17 protein-coding genes are annotated in these 19,333 nt (G+C 69.1%); all 17 read left to right on the top strand.

From position 1 onward, the window contains the following. The first annotated feature begins 3 nt into the window (after positions 1-3). Complete coding sequence (gene murF / locus ACIGJI_RS16515) at positions 4-1,416, top strand: UDP-N-acetylmuramoyl-tripeptide--D-alanyl-D-alanine ligase (RefSeq protein WP_187661797.1); 1,413 nt, start codon at positions 4-6, stop codon at positions 1,414-1,416. Further along, positions 1,413-2,519, top strand: a complete 1,107-nt coding sequence (gene mraY / locus ACIGJI_RS16510) for a phospho-N-acetylmuramoyl-pentapeptide-transferase (protein WP_025105090.1) — start codon at positions 1,413-1,415, stop codon at positions 2,517-2,519. Before murF ends, mraY begins: the two co-directional genes overlap by 4 nt. Beyond that, positions 2,509-4,044, top strand: a complete 1,536-nt coding sequence (gene murD / locus ACIGJI_RS16505; protein WP_363447355.1) for a UDP-N-acetylmuramoyl-L-alanine--D-glutamate ligase — start codon at positions 2,509-2,511, stop codon at positions 4,042-4,044. Before mraY ends, murD begins: the two co-directional genes overlap by 11 nt. Further along, a complete protein-coding gene (gene ftsW, locus ACIGJI_RS16500; RefSeq protein ID WP_187661795.1) occupies positions 4,013-5,218 on the top strand; it encodes a putative lipid II flippase FtsW in 1,206 nt (401 codons plus the stop codon). Before murD ends, ftsW begins: the two co-directional genes overlap by 32 nt. Further along, positions 5,215-6,291, top strand: a complete 1,077-nt coding sequence (locus tag ACIGJI_RS16495) for a UDP-N-acetylglucosamine--N-acetylmuramyl-(pentapeptide) pyrophosphoryl-undecaprenol N-acetylglucosamine transferase (protein WP_363447352.1) — start codon at positions 5,215-5,217, stop codon at positions 6,289-6,291. Before ftsW ends, ACIGJI_RS16495 begins: the two co-directional genes overlap by 4 nt. Positions 6,292-6,333: 42 nt before the next feature. After that, positions 6,334-7,734 carry a UDP-N-acetylmuramate--L-alanine ligase gene (gene murC / locus ACIGJI_RS16490; RefSeq protein ID WP_280564152.1) on the top strand — a complete coding sequence of 467 codons (1,401 nt, stop codon included), beginning with the start codon at positions 6,334-6,336 and terminating at the stop codon, positions 7,732-7,734. Positions 7,735-7,737: 3 nt separating this feature from the next. Next, positions 7,738-8,661 (top strand): FtsQ-type POTRA domain-containing protein, encoded by a 924-nt coding sequence (locus ACIGJI_RS16485; protein WP_280564150.1) that lies wholly within the window; start codon positions 7,738-7,740, stop codon positions 8,659-8,661. A gap of 163 nt (positions 8,662-8,824) precedes the next feature. Then, positions 8,825-9,979 carry a cell division protein FtsZ gene (gene ftsZ / locus ACIGJI_RS16480; RefSeq protein WP_187661791.1) on the top strand — a complete coding sequence of 385 codons (1,155 nt, stop codon included), beginning with the start codon at positions 8,825-8,827 and terminating at the stop codon, positions 9,977-9,979. Between the two features lie 2 nt (positions 9,980-9,981). After that, entirely contained in the window at positions 9,982-10,683 is a 702-nt protein-coding gene (locus ACIGJI_RS16475) for a YggS family pyridoxal phosphate-dependent enzyme (RefSeq protein ID WP_363447484.1), read from the top strand. Between the two features lie 43 nt (positions 10,684-10,726). After that, a complete protein-coding gene (locus tag ACIGJI_RS16470; protein WP_187661790.1) occupies positions 10,727-11,200 on the top strand; it encodes a cell division protein SepF in 474 nt (157 codons plus the stop codon). A 3-nt stretch (positions 11,201-11,203) separates the two neighbouring features. Next, positions 11,204-11,503, top strand: a complete 300-nt coding sequence (locus ACIGJI_RS16465) for a YggT family protein (protein ID WP_187661789.1) — start codon at positions 11,204-11,206, stop codon at positions 11,501-11,503. Positions 11,504-11,684: 181 nt separating this feature from the next. Further along, a complete protein-coding gene (locus ACIGJI_RS16460) occupies positions 11,685-12,284 on the top strand; it encodes a DivIVA domain-containing protein (RefSeq protein WP_187661788.1) in 600 nt (199 codons plus the stop codon). A gap of 9 nt (positions 12,285-12,293) precedes the next feature. Next, positions 12,294-12,866: a signal peptidase II gene (gene lspA, locus ACIGJI_RS16455; protein ID WP_396667038.1), complete on the top strand. Its 573-nt coding sequence runs from the start codon at positions 12,294-12,296 to the stop codon at positions 12,864-12,866. A gap of 2 nt (positions 12,867-12,868) precedes the next feature. Next, complete coding sequence (locus tag ACIGJI_RS16450; RefSeq protein WP_366244568.1) at positions 12,869-13,789, top strand: RluA family pseudouridine synthase; 921 nt, start codon at positions 12,869-12,871, stop codon at positions 13,787-13,789. 53 nt (positions 13,790-13,842) lie between these two features. Further along, positions 13,843-14,424: a GNAT family N-acetyltransferase gene (locus ACIGJI_RS16445; protein WP_268777359.1), complete on the top strand. Its 582-nt coding sequence runs from the start codon at positions 13,843-13,845 to the stop codon at positions 14,422-14,424. A 74-nt stretch (positions 14,425-14,498) separates the two neighbouring features. Further along, on the top strand, positions 14,499-18,017 hold the full coding sequence (gene dnaE, locus ACIGJI_RS16440; protein WP_187661785.1) for a DNA polymerase III subunit alpha: 3,519 nt from the start codon (positions 14,499-14,501) through the stop codon (positions 18,015-18,017). Positions 18,018-18,084: 67 nt separating this feature from the next. Next, positions 18,085-19,332 (top strand): hypothetical protein, encoded by a 1,248-nt coding sequence (locus ACIGJI_RS16435; RefSeq protein ID WP_363447348.1) that lies wholly within the window; start codon positions 18,085-18,087, stop codon positions 19,330-19,332. Position 19,333: the final 1 nt, after the last annotated feature.

The following is a 19,333-nucleotide window of genomic DNA, read 5'->3' as shown; positions in this document are numbered from 1 at the left end:
GACATGATCGCCCTGACGCTCGCTGAGATCGCCGCCGCCATCGGTGGTGAACTGCGCGTGGCCGGAGAGCACACGCCGGAGACGGTGGTCGACGGGATCGTCGACACCGATTCGCGCACCATGGAGGCCGGGTCGATCTTCGTCGCCAAGCCCGGCGCCGAGACCGATGGGCACCGCTTCGTCGGTGCCGCCGCCGAAGCCGGTGCGGTCCTGGCGATCGTCGAGCACCCCGTCGACGTCGATGTCTCGCAGATCGTCGTGTCCGATGCCGTGGTCGCCCTCGGCGAGCTGGCGCGCGAGGTCGTGGCGCGCGTGCGCGCCGGGGGGAACCTGCGCATCGTCGGCATCACCGGCTCGAACGGCAAGACGACCACCAAGAACTTCCTCGCCCGCATCCTCGAGGACGAGGGCGAGACCGTCGCCCCGGTGAAGTCCTTCAACAACGAGGTCGGCGCCCCGGTGACGATGCTCCGCGTCACGCACGACACCCGATTCCTGGTGAGCGAGTTCGGGGCCGCCGCGCCGGGCAGCATCGCGCGGCTCGCCGGTCTCGTCGAGCCGGACCTGGTGGTCGTGCTGATGGTCGGCATGGCGCACGCGGGCGGCTTCGGCGGCATCGAGGCCACGGCGAAGGCCAAGTCCGAGCTCGTCGCCGCGGCCCGCGTGCCCGGCATCGCCGTGCTCAACGCGGACGACGCCCGGGTGTGGGCGATGCGCGAGCTCGCGGAGAGCCGCGGCCTCCGGGTCGTCGGCTTCGGCCAGTCGGCTGCGGCTGTCGTGCACGCGCGGGAGATCGAGGTCTCGGCCTCCGGCACGCAGTGCGTGATCGAGGTCGCAGGGGAGCGGCTGCCACTGCGCCTGCGCGTCCTCGGCGCCCACCACGTCAGCAACGCCCTCGCCGCGATCACCGCCGCCGTCGAGCTCGGCGTGGCCCCGGCCGATGCCGTCTCCCGGTTGGAGACCGTCGAGATCGCCGAGCGGTGGCGCATGCAGCCGCTGGGCAACGACCGCGTCCGCATCATCAACGACGCGTACAACGCCAGTCCCGACTCGATGGCGGCCGCCCTGCGGACCCTCGCCCAGATCACCGGCCCCGACGAGCGCACGGTCGCCGTCCTCGGCGCGATGAGCGAGCTCGGCGAGAGCGCAGGGGAAGAGCACGATCGCATCGGCCTCCTCGCCGTGCGTCTCAACATCCGACGCATCGTCGTCGTCGGCCCGGAGGCACGGCGGCTCTACCTCGCCGCCGTCGGCGAGGGGTCATGGGACAGCGAAGCCGTGCATCTGCCGGACCAGGACGCTGCGTTCGAGTACCTCCGTACCGAGCTGCGTGACGGAGACCGGGTCCTGGTGAAGTCGTCCAACTCCGTGGGCCTCCGGCATCTCGGCGATCGTCTGGGAGAATTGTTCTCGTGAGGTCCCTCATCATGGCGGCGGCCATCTCGCTCGCCTTCACTCTCTTCCTGACTCCCGTCTTCCTCCGGCTCTTCCGCAAGTGGGGCTGGGGGCAGGTCATCCGTACCCCGGAGGCTGCGGGCAACCCGAGCCACGAGGCGAAGCGCGGCACCCCGACCATGGGTGGTGTCATCTTCATCCTCGGCTCGATCGTGGGCTACTTCACCGGGGTCCTCGTCAGCGGCGAGACGCCGGCGCTGTCCGCCATCCTGGTGATCTGGCTCATGGTCGGCTTCGGTGTGGTCGGATTCATCGACGACTACATGAAGGTGCGCAGCCAGCGCAGCCTCGGGCTGTCGGGGTGGCGGAAGGTGATCGGTCAGCTCATCGTCGTGATCCCCTTCGGCATCGTGGCACTGAACTTCCCGAACAAGTGGGGGCAGACGCCGGCCAGTGCGTCGATCTCCCTCTTCCGGGACATCACCTGGCTGAACCTCTTCGCGTTCGGCGTCATCCTGGGCTGGATCCTCTACCTCGCCTGGATCTCGATCATCGGGGTCGCGACCTCCAACAGCGTCAACCTCACCGACGGCCTCGACGGCCTCGCCGCCGGCGCGGGCGTGATCGTCGTCGGCGCCTACAGCCTCATCGCGTTCTGGCAGTTCAAGCAGCCCTGCATCGGCGGTGATCCGGGCTCGCTCGGCGGCTGTTACGAGGTGCGCGACCCGTTCAACCTCGCCATCATCTCGGCCTCTTTCGCCGCCAGCCTCATCGGGTTCCTGTGGTGGAACGCGCCCAAGGCGAAGGTGTTCATGGGAGACGTGGGCTCGATGGCCATCGGTGGCGTCATCACCGCGATGGCGGTCATGACCCGCACCGAACTGCTGCTCCTCATCATCGCCGGCGTCTTCGTGCTCGCCTCCGGATCCGTGATCCTGCAGCGCGCCTACTTCAAGATCACCCGCGGCAAGCGGCTGTTCCTGATGAGCCCGTTCCACCACCACCTCGAGATGCGGGGCTGGTCGGAGGTCACCATCGTGGTGCGCATGTGGATCATCGCGGGTCTTCTCGCGGTGTCGGCCGTCGGGCTCTTCTACGTCGAATGGCTGACCCGTGTCGGCTGAGCGTCTGGCCGGGCTGACGAGCTGGCACGCCGACTGGAGCGGCCTGCGCGTCGCCGTCCTCGGCCTCTCCATGACCGGCTTCTCCGTGGCCGACACCCTCGCCGAGCTCGGTGCCGACGTCCTCGTGCTCAGCGAGTCCGCGGAGGAGGAGTACGCCCGCCTGCTCCCCGTCATCGGTGCCCGGTTGGAGCTCGGTCCGCTGGACGCCGTGCCCGAGGCGCTGAGGGCGTTCGGGCCCGAGGTCGTCATCGCGTCCCCTGGCTTCGCCCCGGCGCACCCGGTCATCCGTTGGGTTCAGGACGAGGGCATCGCGCTCTGGGGTGACGTCGAGCTCGCCTGGCGGGTGCGCGACAAGGTCCTCCGCGCGGACGGCACGCCGGCGGACTGGGTGCTCATCACCGGGACCAACGGCAAGACGACGACGACCCAGCTCACGGCGACGCTGCTCGTCGCCGGTGGCCTGCGCGCCGCGCCGTGCGGCAACATCGGCGTCCCCGTGCTCGACGCGGTCCGCGACCCCGCCGGCTTCGACGTGCTCGTCGTCGAGCTCTCCAGCCACCAGCTCTGGTACCTCGGACTGTCGCGTTCGGAGGGGGAGCTGTTCCCGCACGCCGCAGTCTGCCTGAACCTCGCCGACGATCATCTCGTCTGGCATGGCAGCGCTCAGGCTTACCGGGACGCGAAGGCGCTGGTGTACCGCAACACGCGGGTCGCCTGCGTCTCCAACAAGGCCGACGAGGCGACGCGCCGGATGGTCGAGGAGGCCGACGTCGTCGAGGGCGCCCGCGCCATCGGCTTCGATCTCGGTATCCCCGGCCCGAGCGATCTCGGCGTCGTGGAGGGGCTGCTCGTCGACCGGGCGTTCCTCGACGATCGAGCCCGCAGCGCCCTGGAACTGACCACGGTCGCCGACCTGGAGGCCGCAGGGCTGTCGGCACCGCACATCGTTCAGAACATCCTGGCCGCCAGTGCCCTCGCCCGTTCTCTCGGGGTCGAGCCCGAGGCCATCCACGGGGCGCTGCAGACCTTCCGCCTGGACGCGCACCGCATCGAGGTGGTCGCGCGCCACGCCGGCATCACCTGGGTCGACGACTCCAAGGCGACGAACCCGCACGCGGCCGCGTCGTCACTGCGCGCGTACCCCGGTGCGGTGTGGGTCGTCGGCGGTGATCTCAAGGGCGTCGACATCGCCGATCTCGTCGCGGACGCGGGCTCCACCGCGCGCGCGGCGGTCGTCATCGGAGCGGACCGCACAGCCGTCGTCGCGGCATTCGAGCGACACGCGCCGACGGTGCCGGTCTTCGAGGTCGAAGCTGGCGACACTGGACAGGTCATGAACCGCGTCGTGGAGATCGCGGCGGGGATCGTCGACGGGGAGGGCACTGTGCTCCTCGCTCCCGCCGCCGCGTCCTTCGACCAGTTCTCCAGCTATGCGGATCGCGGCCACCGCTTCGCCGAAGCGGTGCGGGAGTGGATCGATCGGGGGAGCGCCGATGACGCAGGTGGCTCGCCCTCCGCGGTCTGAGTCGGGTGGCCTCGCCGCGCGGGTCTCGCTCGGACGCCGGTTCACCCCGGTGTCGACCGAGTTCCTGCTGATCGCGTCGACCGCCCTGCTCCTGACGATCTTCGGTCTCGTGATGGTGCTGTCCGCGACGAGCGCGACGGCGGTGGCCAAGGCGCAGAACCCGTTGGACGGCGCTCTCCGGCAAGGTGTGTTCGCCCTGCTCGGTATCCCGATGATGTTCCTCATCAGCCGCTTCCCTGTGGCGTTCCTCAAGCGCATGGCCTGGCCGGCGCTGTTCGGAGCCATCGCCCTCCAGCTCCTCGTGTTCACACCGCTCGGCATCGCCGACGGCGGAAACCGGAACTGGATCCAGGTGGCGGGTTTCCAGATGCAGCCGTCCGAGTTCCTCAAACTGGCCCTCGCCCTGTGGATCGCCGCGGTCCTGCTGCGCAAGCAGACCATGCTCGGGACCTGGCATCACGTCTTCATCCCCGTGATCCCGGTCGGCGCGCTGGCCATCGGCACCGTCCTCGCCGGCAAGGACCTCGGGACCGCGATGGTGATGGTCCTCATCCTGCTCGGCTGTCTCTTCTTCTCGGGTGTGAAGCTGCGCCTCTTCATCATCCCGATGATCCTGGGCGTGGTCGCGGTGCTCGCCTACGCGCTCTCCAGCGAGGACCGCATGCGTCGCATCACCGCGACGTGCGATGACATGGCGCTGTACTACACCGACTGCTACCAGTCGATCCATGGCATCTGGGGCATGGCCTCCGGCGGGATCTTCGGACTCGGCCTCGGCAACTCCCAGGAGAAGTACGGCTGGCTCCCCGCCGCGGGCAACGACTTCATCTTCGCGATCGTCGGCGAGGAGCTCGGGCTGATCGGCTGCATCGTCGTCCTCGCCCTGTTCACGTTCTTCACGGTCGGTGCGTTCCATGTGATTCGCAAGACGTCGGACCCCTTCATCCGCGTCGCCGCGGGTGGGATCACGGTCTGGATCGTCGGTCAGGCCGTCCTGAACGTCGGCGTCGTCATCGGCGTGTTCCCGGTGATGGGTGTGCCCCTGCCGTTCATGTCCCAGGGGGGAACGGCACTCTTCGCCGTGCTCGTCGCCTGCGGCGTCCTGCTGGCCTTCGCGCGGACCATCCCGGTCGCCGAGAAGCAGTCAGCCGAGCGGGGTAGGGTCGCGAGGTGACTTCGTACCTCCTCGCCGGCGGCGGCACCGCCGGCCATGTCAATCCGTTGCTCGCGGTCGCCGATGCGCTGCGTGAGCGTGACCCGTCGGCGACGATCCTCGTGCTCGGCACGGCGGAGGGCCTGGAGTCCCGTCTCGTCCCCGAGCGTGGTTACGAGCTGCTCATCGTCGACAAGGTGCCGTTCCCGCGGCGCCCGAACGCGCAGGCCGCCGCGTTCCCCGCGCGGTTCCGCCGGGCGATCGCCCAGGTGCGTGCGCACATCCGGCAGCACGGGATCGACATCGTGGTGGGCTTCGGCGGCTACGCCTCCGCACCCGCCTACGTCGCCGCGCGTCGCGAGCGCGTGCCCTTCGTCGTCCACGAGGCCAATGCGAAGCCCGGGCTGGCGAACGTGCTCGGTGCCCGTGCGGCCGCGGGTGTGGGAGTCGCGTTCGCCGGGACGCCGCTCCGCGGGAGCGAGGTGGTCGGCATGCCGCTGCGGCGCGAGGTCATCACGCTCGACCGGGCGGCTCGACGCGCCGAGGCCGCCGAGTACTTCGGGCTCGACGCCGATCGTCCTGTCCTTCTGGTCTTCGGCGGCTCGCTCGGAGCGCAGCGGTTGAACGACGCCCTGGCGGACTCCTGGCGCGACATCCTCGCCGCCGGTTGGCAGCTGCTGCATGTCACCGGGGAGCGCAGCGACCTGCCGGATCCCGGAGTGCCCGGGTACGCCCTCCGCCGGTACATCGACCGCATGGACCTCGCGTTCGCGCTGGCCGATCTCATCGTGTCGCGTTCGGGGTCGGCCACCGTGAGCGAGATCAGCGCGCTCGGGATTCCCGCGCTGTACGTGCCGTACTCGGTGGGCAACGGAGAGCAGCGGTTGAACGCAGGATCCGCCGTGGCCGCCGGTGCCGCTCAGCTCCTCGATGACGCGACCTTCGACGGCGATGCGGTCCGACGTATCGTGGTGCCGCTGCTCGGTGACCGTGACCGCATCCGGCGGATGGCGGAGGCGGCGGAGGCCGCGGGCACCCGCACCGGCACCGAGAACGTCGTCGCGATGATCGACCGTGCCCTCGGTGCGGCGTGACGCCGCCGTCCGGACGAGAACGAAAAGTAGACTGAAGCGGACATGATCAGACCCGACCTCTCCCTCCCCATCCCCGACACGATCACCTCCGCGCACTTCATCGGCATCGGTGGATCCGGGATGAGCGGACTCGCGAAGATGTTCCTCGACGCGGGCATCCGCGTCTCCGGCAGCGACCGCGCCGACAGCGACAACCTACGGGCGCTGGCCGCCGCGGGGGCGACCGTCCACGTCGGTCATGACGCCGCCCACCTCGGCGACGCCGACACGGTCGTGCACACCGGTGCCATCTGGCCGGAGAACCCCGAGTTCGTCACCGCCAAGGAGCGCGGCCTCCACGTCATCCACCGCTCTCAGGCCCTGCACTGGCTGATCGGCACCCGACGCCTCGTCTCGGTGGCCGGCGCCCACGGCAAGACCACCTCGACGGGCATGATCGTCACGGCTCTGCGCGCGCTCGGCGCCGATCCCCACTTCGTCAACGGCGGCGTGATCGAGCAGCTCGGCACCTCCAGCGCGACCGGGAACGGCGACCTCTTCGTCATCGAGGCCGACGAGTCGGACGGGACCTTCCTCCTCTACGACACCGCGGTCGCGCTCATCACGAACGTCGACCCCGATCATCTCGATCACTACGGCTCCGATGAGGCCTTCCACGACGCCTTCGTGCGCTTCGCGGACGCGGCATCCGAGGCGGTCGTCATCTCCAGCGACGACCCCGGCGCACTCCGCGTGCTGGCCGGGTTGTCGCACCCGCGCATCCTCACGTTCGGGCAGGCCGAGGACGCCGACGTCCGCGTCAGCGAGATCGTCACCTCGGGCCCCGTCGCCGCCGCCGTCTCGCACGGCGGCGAGACCGAGCGCATGCAGCTCGCGGTCCCCGGCGTGCACAACGCGATCAACGCGACCGGCGCCGTCGCCGTCCTCCTCGCGCTCGGCTATTCGCTCCGCGACGCCGTACGTGCCGTCGAGGGCTTCGCGGGGACGATCCGTCGTCTCGAGCGCCACGGCGAGGAGCGCGGGGTCACCGTCTACGACGACTACTCGCACCACCCGACCGAGGTGCGTGCGGCGCTCGAGGCCATGCGCAGCATCGCCGGGTCCGGCCGGCTGATCGCCATCCAGCAGCCGCACACGTATTCGCGGACGCAGCACATGTACCAGGAGTTCGCAGACGTCCTGGAGGAGCTCGCCGACCACACCGTGATGCTGGACGTCTACGGTGCCAGGGAGGACCCGGTGCCCGGCGTGACCGGCGAGCTGGTGAGCGGGGCGTTCGACGACCCGTCCCGAGTGCACTTCGTCGCCGACTGGCAGGAAGCGGCCGACTACACGGCGTCTGTCGCGAAGGACGGCGACTTCGTCGTGACTCTCGGCTGCGGCAACGTCTACCAGATCATCCCGCAGGTGCTGGAGTCGCTGCGCCGGACCGACGGGGCGTAGCCCATGCGCCGGCCGCCCCCGCTCCCGAGCGCTCCGGACACTCCGGGGGAGACGGACGTCGCCTCCGAGCGGATCCACCGCCGGCGTCCCGCGCCTCAGGCGGCTCCGGACGAGGGTGCCGTCGCCGCGCCCGTCGAGCCCGACGACGCGGAGACGGAGGAGGAAGCGGGCCCCCGTTCCTCGATGGACGTCTGGCGCGCGGCACGCGCCCGCCGCAAGGCGCTCAGGGCGGAGATCCGTCGGTTCACCCACCGATCGCGGCGGCGCCGCATCGTCTGGCTGAGCGCTGTGGGGGCCGTCGTGCTGCTGATCGGGGGGAGTGTCGCTGCCGCTTACAGCCCGCTCTTCGCCGTGCAGCGCATCACGGTCACCGGCACCACGACGATCGATCCCGCGGTGATCGAGGGGGCCCTGGCGGATCAGCTCGGGACGCCCCTCGCCCTGGTCGACACGAGCGAGGTCAAGGCGGCGCTGCTGACGTTCCCGCTCATCGAGACCTATGCCCTGGAGGCTCGACCGCCGCACGATCTGACCGTGCGCATCGTGGAGCGCACGCCGATCGGGGTCGTCGAGTCGGGTGCCGGCTTCACTCTCGTGGATGCCGCAGGTGTCGCCCTCTCGACGACGGCGGAACGCCCGGCAGGGCAGCCGCTGGTGGAGGTCGAGGGGGGAATGGACTCGCCGGCGTTCCGCAGCGCGGGACTTGTGGTCCGCGCTCTCCCTGCCGACATCCGCAGTGCGCTCACCGGCGTCCGCGCCTCGACGGCGGACGACGTGACCTTGACCCTCGACTCGGGCCTCACGGTCGTGTGGGGGAGCCAAGAGGACTCCGGGTTGAAGGCGCTCGCGCTCTCCGCCGCGCTCGTGAAGAACCCCGACGCCTCGTCGATCGACGTCACCTCACCCGACGTCGCGGTGGTCGGCTGATCTGTTTCGACGGGAATGGCGCGACACGCCCATGTCGCTGCGCGCGCAGGGGCAGGCGGCGCTTACCTTCGATCTGAGAGAACGCAATACCGGGAAATACTTTACACCTCTAGTTGAGGTTTAAGGTTCGCCCCTTCCAGGCTCTACTAATCGGAGGCCGGCCATGAGCCAGAACCAGAACTACCTCGCCGTGATCAAGGTCGTCGGCGTCGGCGGTGGCGGCGTCAACGCCGTCAACCGCATGATCGAGCTCGGTCTCCGCGGAGTCGAGTTCATCGCCGTCAACACCGACGCCCAGGCGCTGCTCATGAGCGACGCCGACGTCAAGCTCGACGTGGGCCGTGAGCTCACCCGCGGGCTCGGCGCCGGAGCGGACCCGGAGGTGGGCCGCCGCGCGGCCGAGGACCACGCGGAGGAGATCGAGCAGGCGCTGACCGGCGCCGACATGGTCTTCGTCACCGCGGGTGAGGGCGGCGGCACGGGTACCGGCGGTGCCCCGGTGGTCGCCCGTATCGCGAAGTCGATCGGTGCCCTGACCATCGGTGTCGTCACGAAGCCGTTCTCCTTCGAAGGTCGCCGCCGCCAGAGCCAGGCCGAGGCAGGCGTCGCGAAGCTGAAGGAAGAGGTCGACACCCTCATCGTCGTCCCGAACGACCGTCTGCTCGAGATCAGCGACCGCGGCATCTCGATGATCGAGGCGTTCGCGACCGCCGACCAGGTGCTCCTCGCCGGTGTGCAGGGCATCACGGACCTCATCACGACCCCTGGTCTCATCAACCTCGACTTCGCCGACGTGAAGTCGGTCATGCAGGGAGCAGGGTCCGCGCTGATGGGCATCGGGTCGGCGCGCGGCGCCGACCGCGCGATCAAGGCCGCCGAGCTCGCCGTCGAGTCGCCGCTGCTCGAGGCCTCGATCGAGGGTGCGCACGGTGTGCTGCTGTCGATCCAGGGTGGCTCGAACCTCGGCATCTTCGAGATCCACGATGCGGCTGACCTCGTCAAGGAGGCTGCGCACCCGGAGGCCAACATCATCTTCGGTACCGTCATCGACGACACGCTGGGCGACGAGGTCCGAGTGACGGTCATCGCCGCCGGCTTCGATGGCGGCGAGCCCTCGCTGCGGCTGGACCCGATGGTCGTCTCGCGTCCTTCGACCGCGTCGCTTCCCGAGGTTGCGCTGTCGGAGACCACCGAGCCCGCGACGGAGAAGAGCGCGCCGGAGCCCACCGCGGCGCCGTCGGCGCCTCGCACGCCGGCGACGAGCATCGAGCCGGCCTTCGCCGACGACGACATCGACATCCCCGAATTCCTGAAGTGACGATGCCGGTCGGCGCTTCGGCGCCATCGGACCTGGCCGCGCGGCTGTCGGCGATCGACGAGAGGATCGCCGACGCCGCGCATGCCGCCGGCCGTTCGCCGGCGGAGATCACCCGGATCGTCGTCACGAAGTTCCACCCCGCCTCCCTGGTGCGCGATCTGCACGCCCTCGGAGTGCACGCGGTGGGGGAGAACCGACAGCAGGAGCTCACCGCCAAGGAGACCGAGCTCGCCGGTCTCGAACTCGAGTGGCACTTCATCGGACAGGGCCAGACGAACAAGGCCTCCGCGATCAGGCGGAGTGCCGACGTGGTCCACTCCGTCGACCGTGACCGCTTCGCCGATGCCCTGCACCGAGCCGCCGTGGACGACGACGTGCTCGACGTGCTCGTGCAGGTGAATCTGACGGAGGACGAAGGGCGCGGAGGTGTCGCCCCGGCCTCCGCGGTGGCGTTGGCCGAGCACGTGCTCACCCTGCCCTCACTGCGCCTCCGCGGCGTCATGGCGGTGGCTCCTCTCGATGAGGAGCCCACGGCCGCCTTCGACCGCCTGCGGCGGATCGCCGACGACGTGCGATCGGTCGCCCCCGAGGCGACCTGGATCTCCGCCGGGATGACCGGCGATTTCGCCGAGGCGATCGCCGCCGGCGCGACACACCTGCGGATCGGTTCCGCAATCACGGGCCCGCGCCCCGCCCGGGGCTAACCTGTGACAAGACCAGCCCGAAACGTTCGAACCGGAGGACACGATGGGTAACCCGCTGAAGAAGACCATGGTGTATCTCGGCCTCGCCGATGAGGAAGAGGTCTACGAGGAGGAGACGCCGGCGCCCGCCCGTGCCCAGCGCGAGCGTGAGCGTGACCGCGAAGAGCCGGCTCCGGCTCCCGTCACGCCGCTCCGTCGTCCCGTCGCCGTCCGCCAGCCCGCAGCAGGAGCCGTGAACGAGATCCTCACCGTCCACCCGAAGCAGTACCGCGACGCCCAGCTGATCGCGGAGAGCTTCCGCGAGGGCGTCCCGGTCATCATCAACCTCTCCCAGATGAGCGACGCCGATGCGCGCCGCCTCATCGACTTCGCGAGCGGTCTCTCCCTCGGCCTCTACGGTCGCATCGAGCGGGTGACCTCGAAGGTCTTCCTGCTGTCGCCGGAGAACATCGCGGTGTCGGGTCACGGGGGCATCGCGCACGCAGACGCCGAGTCTGCGGGCTTCGACCACTCCTAGACCGTGCAGCTGGTCTCGGTCCTCGCCAGCATCGTCCATCTGATGCTGCTGGTGTACATCCTCGTGCTCTTCGCGCGGCTCATCCTCGACTACATCCCGATGTTCAATCGGGAGTGGCGTCCGAAGGGTTTCGGCCTCGTGGCCGCTGAAGCGGTCTACACCGTCACGGATCCGCCCATCCGGTTCTTCCGGCGGATCATCCCTCCGCTGCGCATCGGCCAGCTGTCGCTGGATTTCGGCTTCGCGCTGACCCTGCTGGTCGTGCTGATCCTGATGAACATCGTCCGGTTGTTCATCCGCTGACCACCCCGCGTGTCGCGCCCGGGAACCGCCGCGAGTTGTCCGAGCCTGGGTGTCGTGGCATCGCGACGCCAAGGCTCGGGGGCTATGCTGGCACCCAGGTGCGCGCCCCGGGTTCGCGCCACATCACGAACACGCCATACATCGGTACTGGCAATCGAACTCATCGAAAGAGGAGCCACCCATGGCACTTACCCCGGATGACGTCGTCACCAAGCAGTTCCAGCACGTCCGCTTCAAGGACGGCTTCGACCCGGACGAGGTCGACGACTTCCTCGACGAGATCGTCATCGAGTGGCGCAAGGCCCTCGAGGAGAACGCCGAGCTGAAGGCGAAGCTCGCCGCGTACGAGTCGGGTTCCACCCCTGCTCCCGCCGCTGCCGAGCCGGCTGCCGCCACTCCCGCTCCGGCCCCCGCGGTCGAGGCACCCGCCGCCGACGCCGCACCGACCGGCTCCGCGACCGCCACCGCCGGCATCATCGAGCTCGCGCAGCGTCTGCACGACGAGCACGTCGCCGAGGGTGAGGCGAAGCGCAACCAGCTCATCTCCGAGGCCGAGGCCGAGGTCGCCCGCATCCGCACGGAGGCCGAGGCGAAGCAGCGCGAGGAGACCGCACGTCTCGAGCGCGAGCGCAACACGCTGGAGGCCCGCATCACCGAGCTGCGCAACTTCGAGCGCGACTACCGCTCGCAGCTCCGCGGCTACATCGAGGGCCAGCTCCGCGAGCTCGACGAGAAGTCGGCGTCCACGGACTCCACCCCGGTCTCCGCGATCGGTCTGTAAGGCGCCCTCTTGTCAGGACGTCGTCCCCTTCGTCGGTCGGCGGCCGGTGCGATCGTTGCGATTCTCGCAGCGGTCGTGCTGGCCGCCGATCAGTTTGTGAAGTACCTCACGATCGAGAACCTGCCGCTGCACGAGGCGGTCCCGGTTCTCGGAGAGTTCCTGCAGCTCTACTACGTGCGCAATCCCGGCGCGGCGTTCTCCCTCGGCTCCGGCGTGACCTGGATCTTCACGATCGCTCTCGCGGTGGTGGCGGGTGTCATCGTCTGGAAGGCGTTCGGGCTGCGTTCGCGCCTCTGGGCGGTCGTCCTCGGCTGCCTGCTCGGCGGCGTGCTGGGCAATCTGTCGGACCGACTGTTCCGCGAGCCCGGTTTCCCCGTCGGCCACGTGGTCGACATGATCTCGATGCCGTGGATGATGCCGGCCATCTTCAACGTCGCCGACATCTTCATCGTCACCGGGATGATCTCGGTCGCCTTGCTCGTCGTGTTCGGACTGCGCTTCGACGGCACGCGGGAGAAGGACCACGCCCCGGTCGAGATAGACGAGGACGCCGAGGCGGCCGCCGCGTCCGAGGGGCGCTGAGCGTGGAGTCCCGGTCGCTGCCCGTCCCGGACGGGCTCGATGGCACGCGCGTCGACGCCGCCCTCGCCAAGCTCCTCGGGTTCTCGCGGACCTTCGCGGCCGAGGTGGCCGGGTCGGGCGGCGTCCGCCTGGACGGCGTCACCCTCGACAAGTCGGACCGCCTGCGTGGCGGTGCCTGGCTCGACGTCGAGTGGGAGCCGAAGGAAGGGCCGAAGATCGTCCCGATCGCGGTGCCCGAGCTCGGCATCGTGTACGACGACGACGACATCGTCGTCGTCGACAAGCCGACCGGCGTCGCCGCCCATCCCTCGCTCGGGTGGGAGGGCCCCACGGTCGTCGGTGCTCTCGCCGCCGCCGGGTTCCGCGTCGCCACGAGCGGCGCGCCGGAGCGTCAAGGCGTCGTGCACCGGCTGGACGTGGGGACGAGCGGGCTCATGGTCGTCGCCAAGAGCGAGGCCGCCTACACCGCTCTGAAGAGGGCGTTCAAGGAGCGCACGGTCGAGAAGATCTATCACGCGGTGGTGCAGGGGCATCCGGACCCGCTCGTGGGTACGATCGACGCCCCGATCGGTCGGCACCCGAACCACTCCTGGAAGTTCGCGGTCGTCCCGGACGGCAAGCCCTCCGTGACGCACTACGAGACCCTCGAGGCGTTCCCCGGTGCCTCCCTGCTCGAGATCCACCTGGAGACGGGCCGCACCCACCAGATCCGCGTGCACATGGCCGCGCACCGCCACCCGTGTGTCGGCGATCCGCTGTACGGTGCCGACCCGACGGTGTCCGCCCGGCTCGGTCTCACCCGGCAGTGGCTGCACGCGCATCAGCTCGCCTTCGCGCATGCGACGACGGGGGACTGGGTGCAGTTCACCTCGCCCTATCCGGACGACTTCCAGCACGCACTGGACGTGCTCCGCGGAGAATAGGTCCCGCGGAGCGTCGCTTCCGCGGTGTCGGTGGTCTCCGCCACACTGACCGCATGAGCATCGTGGTGCGTCCGGCGACGGTCTTCGACGACGTCGCGGCGGTGGTGGGACCGAAGAAGCCGACGTCGAACGTCTGCTTCTGTCTGAGCTACCGGATCGGCAACAAGGAGAACGTCTCCCTGCGCGGTCCCGCGCGTGCCGACCGGGTGCGCGAGCTCTGCCACCAGGATCCCCCTCCCGGTGTGCTCGCCTACCTCGACGACGAGCCGGTCGGCTGGGCGGCGCTGCACCCTCGACGCGACACGAGTTTCGCGCGCAACCGCCTCATCCCGCACCTCGACGACCTCGACGTGTGGTCGCTGTGGTGCTTCCGAGTCCGGCCGGGGCACCGCAAGCAGGGCGTGTCGCATGCGCTCATCGAGGGAGCCGTCGCCTACGCCAGAGAGCGCGGCGCCCCCGCCGTCGAGGGGTACCCGGTCGACAACGCCGGGGCGAAGGTGAACCTGACGATGGCGTACGTGGGCACGCGGCGTCTCTTCGAGAGCGCGGGATTCCGCAAGGTCGCGGACACGGGCTCGGTGCTCGACGGGTTCCCCCGCGTGCTCGTGCGGCTGGACCTCCGCGAGGACGCGTGAACCGGGTTCCGCGGCGCGCTCGCTGGGGGAGCGCGACGCATGCCGGTGTCCGGGGCCGAACGTAGACTCGAAGCATGGCATCCGACTCCTTCGTCCACCTGCACGTGCACAGCGAGTACTCGATGCTCGACGGGGCCGCGAAGATCAACGCGATGACCCAGGCGGCCGCCGATTACGGCATGCCGGCGATCGCGGTGACGGACCACGGGAACACCTTCGCGGCGTTCGAGTTCTACAACGCCGCGCGCAACGCCGGCATCAAACCCATCGTCGGTCTCGAGGCCTACGTCACCCCGGGCACGCACCGCAGCGACAAGACCCGGGTGCAGTGGGGCTCGGCGGACCAGCGCAGCGACGACGTCTCGGGTTCGGGCGCCTACACCCACATGACCATGTGGAGCCAGAGCACCGAGGGCATGCACAACCTCTTCCGGCTGAGCTCGCTGTCGAGCATGGAGGGCTACTACTTCAAGCCCCGCATGGACCGCGAGCTGCTCCAGACGTACGGCAAGGGTCTCATCGCCACGACGGGGTGCCCGTCGGGGGAGGTGCAGACCCGGCTCCGGCTCGGCCAGTACGACGCCGCCAGGGCCGCGGCGGCGGAGTTCCAGGACATCTTCGGCAAGGAGAACTACTTCGCCGAGATCATGGACCACGGTCTCTCCATCGAGCGCCGTGTCATGACCGACCTGCTGCGGCTCGCGAAAGACCTCGGCATCCCGCTCGTGGCCACCAACGACTCGCACTACACCCACCAGCACGAGGCCGACGCCCACGCCGCCCTGCTGTGCGTGCAGTCCGGCTCCACGCTCGACGACCCGAACCGCTTCAAGTTCGACGGCGACGGCTACTACATCAAGACCGCCGCCGAGATGCGGCAGCTCTTCCGGGACCACCCGGAGGCCTGCGACAACACGCTCCTGATCGCCGAGCGCTGCGAGGTCGAGTTCAACACCTCGGCGAACTACATGCCGCGGTTCCCGGTCCCGGACGGCGAGACCGAGGACAGCTGGCTGATCAAGGAGGTCGAGAAGGGCCTCCACTACCGGTACCCCAGCGGCATCCCGGACAAGGTGCGCAAGCAGGCCGAGTACGAGACCGGGATCATCCTGCAGATGGGCTTCCCCGGCTACTTCCTCGTCGTCGCCGACTTCATCAACTGGGCGAAGGACAACGGCATCCGCGTCGGCCCGGGTCGTGGCTCCGGTGCCGGCTCGATGGTCGCCTACGCGATGAAGATCACGGATCTCGATCCCCTCGAGCACGGTCTGATCTTCGAGCGCTTCCTCAACCCCGACCGCGTCTCGATGCCCGACTTCGACGTCGACTTCGACGATCGTCGCCGCGGCGAGGTCATCGAGTACGTGACCCGGAAGTACGGCTCCGAGCGCGTCGCGCAGATCGTCACCTACGGCACGATCAAGTCGAAGCAGGCCCTCAAGGACGCCGGTCGCGTGCTCGGGTTCCCGTTCAGCATGGGGGAGCGGCTCACCAAGGCGATGCCCCCGGCGGTGATGGGCAAGGACATGCCGCTGGACGGCATGTTCGATTCCGCGCACCCCCGCTACAAGGAGGCCAGCGAGTTCCGCGCCCTCATCGAGACCGATCCGGAGGCGAAGACCGTCTTCGACCGGGCTCTCGGGCTCGAGGGGCTGAAGCGGCAGTGGGGCGTGCATGCCGCCGGCGTCATCATGTCGTCCGAGCCCCTGCTCGACATCATCCCGATCATGCGCCGGGAGCAGGACGGCCAGATCGTCACGCAGTTCGACTACCCGTCGTGCGAGTCCCTCGGCCTCATCAAGATGGACTTCCTGGGCCTCCGGAACCTGACGATCATCTCGGACGCGCTGGACAACATCCGGATGAACCGCGGCGAGGAGCTCGATCTGGAGCACCTCGGGCTCGATGACCCCGCCGTTTACGAACTGCTGGCCCGTGGCGACACCCTCGGCGTGTTCCAGCTCGACAGCCCGCCGCTGCGCTCGCTCATGCGACTCATGAAGCCGGACAACTTCGGCGACATCTCGGCCCTCATCGCGCTGTACCGTCCTGGACCGATGGGAGCGAACTCCCACACCAACTACGCGCTGCGCAAGAACGGTCAGCAGGAGATCTCCCCGATCCATCCCGAACTGGCGGAACCGCTCGCGGAGATCCTGGAGGAGTCCTACGGACTCATCATCTACCAGGAGCAGGTCATGGCGATCGCGCAGAAGGTCGCCGGATTCAGCCTCGGTCAAGCCGACATCCTGCGCCGCGCGATGGGCAAGAAGAAGAAGTCCGAGCTGGACAAGCAGTACGCGGGGTTCGCGGCCGGAATGACCGAACGCGGCTTCGGCGAGGGGGCGGTCAAGGCGCTCTGGGACATCCTCCTGCCGTTCTCCGACTACGCCTTCAACAAAGCGCACTCCGCTGCGTACGGTCTCGTGTCGTACTGGACCGCGTACCTCAAGGCGCACTACCCGGCCGAGTACATGGCCGCGCTCCTGACGAGCGTCGGCGACTCGAAGGACAAGATGGCGCTCTACCTGAACGAGTGCCGCCGGATGGGCATCAAGGTGCTGCCGCCGGACGTCTCCGAGTCGATCAACTTCTTCGCGGCCGTCGGCGACGACATCCGCTTCGGTCTCGGCGCGGTCCGCAACGTCGGCACGAACGTCGTCGACGGCATCGTGCAGTCCCGCAAGGACGAGCGGTTCACGTCCTTCCATCACTTCCTCGACAAGGTTCCCCTGCACGTCGCCAACAAGCGCACGGTCGAATCGCTCATCAAGGCCGGTGCCTTCGACTCGATGGGGGACACCCGCCGGGCGCTCCTCGAGATCCATGAAGACGCCGTGGAGGCGGCGGTCGACAGGAAGCGGAACGAGGCGCAGGGCGCCATCGGCTTCGATTTCGACAGTCTCTACGACGGTATGGAGGAGGCGGCGCCCGCGAAGGTGCCCCCACGTCCGGAATGGATCAAGAAGGACAAGCTCGCGTTCGAGCGCGAGATGCTCGGCCTCTACGTCTCGGATCATCCGCTCGCCGGTCTCGAGGTGCCGCTCGCGAAGCACGCCTCGATCTCCATCCACGACCTCAACAACTCCGAGGATCTGCAGGACGGTGATCAGGTCACCGTGGCCGGCCTCGTCACCAGCGTGCAGCATCGTGTGGCGAAGGCGAGTGGGAACCCGTACGGCATGATCACCGTGGAGGACTTCAACGGTGAGGTCACCGTGATGTTCATGGGCAAGACCTACCTCGAGTTCCAGCACACCCTGCAGCAGGACGCCATCCTCGCGGTGCGTGGACGGGTCTCGCGCCGTGACGACGGGCTGAACCTGCATGCGCAGTCCGCGTTCGCACCCGACGTCGGCTCCTTCGACGCTGCAGGCCCGCTGTCGCTCGTCCTCGCCGAGCAGCGCGCCACCGAGCGGGTCATGACGGAGCTGGCCGAGGTCCTCCGGCGGCACAGCGGGGACACCGAGGTGCTGCTCCGCGTGCACCGCGCGGGCACGGCGAAGGTGTTCGAGGTGCCCATGCCGGTGAAGGTCTCGGCCGACCTCTTCGGTGACCTCAAGTCTCTGCTCGGACCAACCTGTCTGGGGTGAGCGGGTAGGATCGGGAGCCGTCGAGAGCACCGGAAAGTCGTGGTGCGCCGATGAGGAAAGGACGACTATGAGCACGGATCTTCCCGAGCCGGACGCCGAAGCGGTGTTCAGCGATGAGGACGGCGTCCTCTACGACGACGAGGTCACGCCGGAGTACGGCATCCTCGGCTTCACGCTGCGCGAGCTGCTGATCGTGGGCGTCTGGCTGGTCTCCTTCCTCGTCTCCTTCTTCCCGCTCAGCGGCGGCATCTCCCTGTGGGGCATCGGCATCCAGTGGATCCTGCCGATCGGCGTGCCCACGGTGGCCGTCTTCCTCCTCGTCCTCCGGCGCTTCTCGCCGGACGGCATCCGTCGCGTCGGTTCGCTCGGCATCGACCAGTTCGCCTCCGTGGCGTTCTCGGTCGCGGCCTGCGTGTGGGCCGGCAACCTGTGGCTCGCCCTCTCGGCGGTCATCTCCACGGGGAACTGGGGGCTGCCCTGGAACGCGGTCGTGCAGGTCATCACCTCCACCGCCCTCGTCGTCCTCACCGTCTTCGCGCCTCTCATCCCGGGGCTCAAGGAGGATTTCCAGGGGCGGCTCGTCACGCTCGCCCACCGCAACGCGAACCCCGTGCGCCCGGTGATCGCACGCCCGCGTCCCGAGGCGACGCCGAGTGGATCGGCGGCCGAGGCGGCTGTCGAGGCGTCTGCGGACGCCGTCCCCCAGAGCTCTCCTGCGGCGGATGAGACGGCCGTGATCGCCGATGCCCACCTCGAGCCGACCCCCGCGGACAAGGACGACGCCGTCGACGTCCGTGAGACGGCCACCGCCGACCGCGGCGCCTCCGTGGACGACGCGGATCGCGTTCCGCTCACCGCACACGCCTCGGGTGGGGGGACCGGAACCGTCCCTGTCACCTCGGAACCCGAGTACACCCCGGTCTACTCGCGGCGTTCCCGCGGGGAGCAGCCCGAGATCGTGTCCGACACCGGCAGCATCGAGTCGCTGCTCGGCGCCAAGGCACTCTCCGAGGAGGAGCTCGCCGCCGCCCAGGAGCCGACACCGGACGACGCGACCGCTGTGCACCCGGTGATCAGCGACCACGCCGATCCGCAGGCTGCCGCTCCGCGACAGAGTGCTGCCGAGGTGCAGCCCTTCTGGATCCTCGCCCCGACGGAGCGCGACGTGCACGACGAACGCGGAGAGCCGATCTTCCGCATCGGCCCGACCGCCTGGGCACTCGTGATCGAGGACCGGGGCGGCGCCTTCGTCGTGCGTCACGACGACGGCCGTATCGGCTACCTCCACGACATCGCCGGCATCACGAAGGGCTGAC

Origin of the sequence: Microbacterium sp. NPDC064978 (assembly GCF_044543605.1) — a bacterium.
Taxonomy (GTDB): Bacteria; Actinomycetota; Actinomycetes; order Actinomycetales; family Microbacteriaceae; genus Microbacterium; species Microbacterium meiriae.
This window is presented reverse-complemented; position numbering and strand designations above follow the sequence as displayed.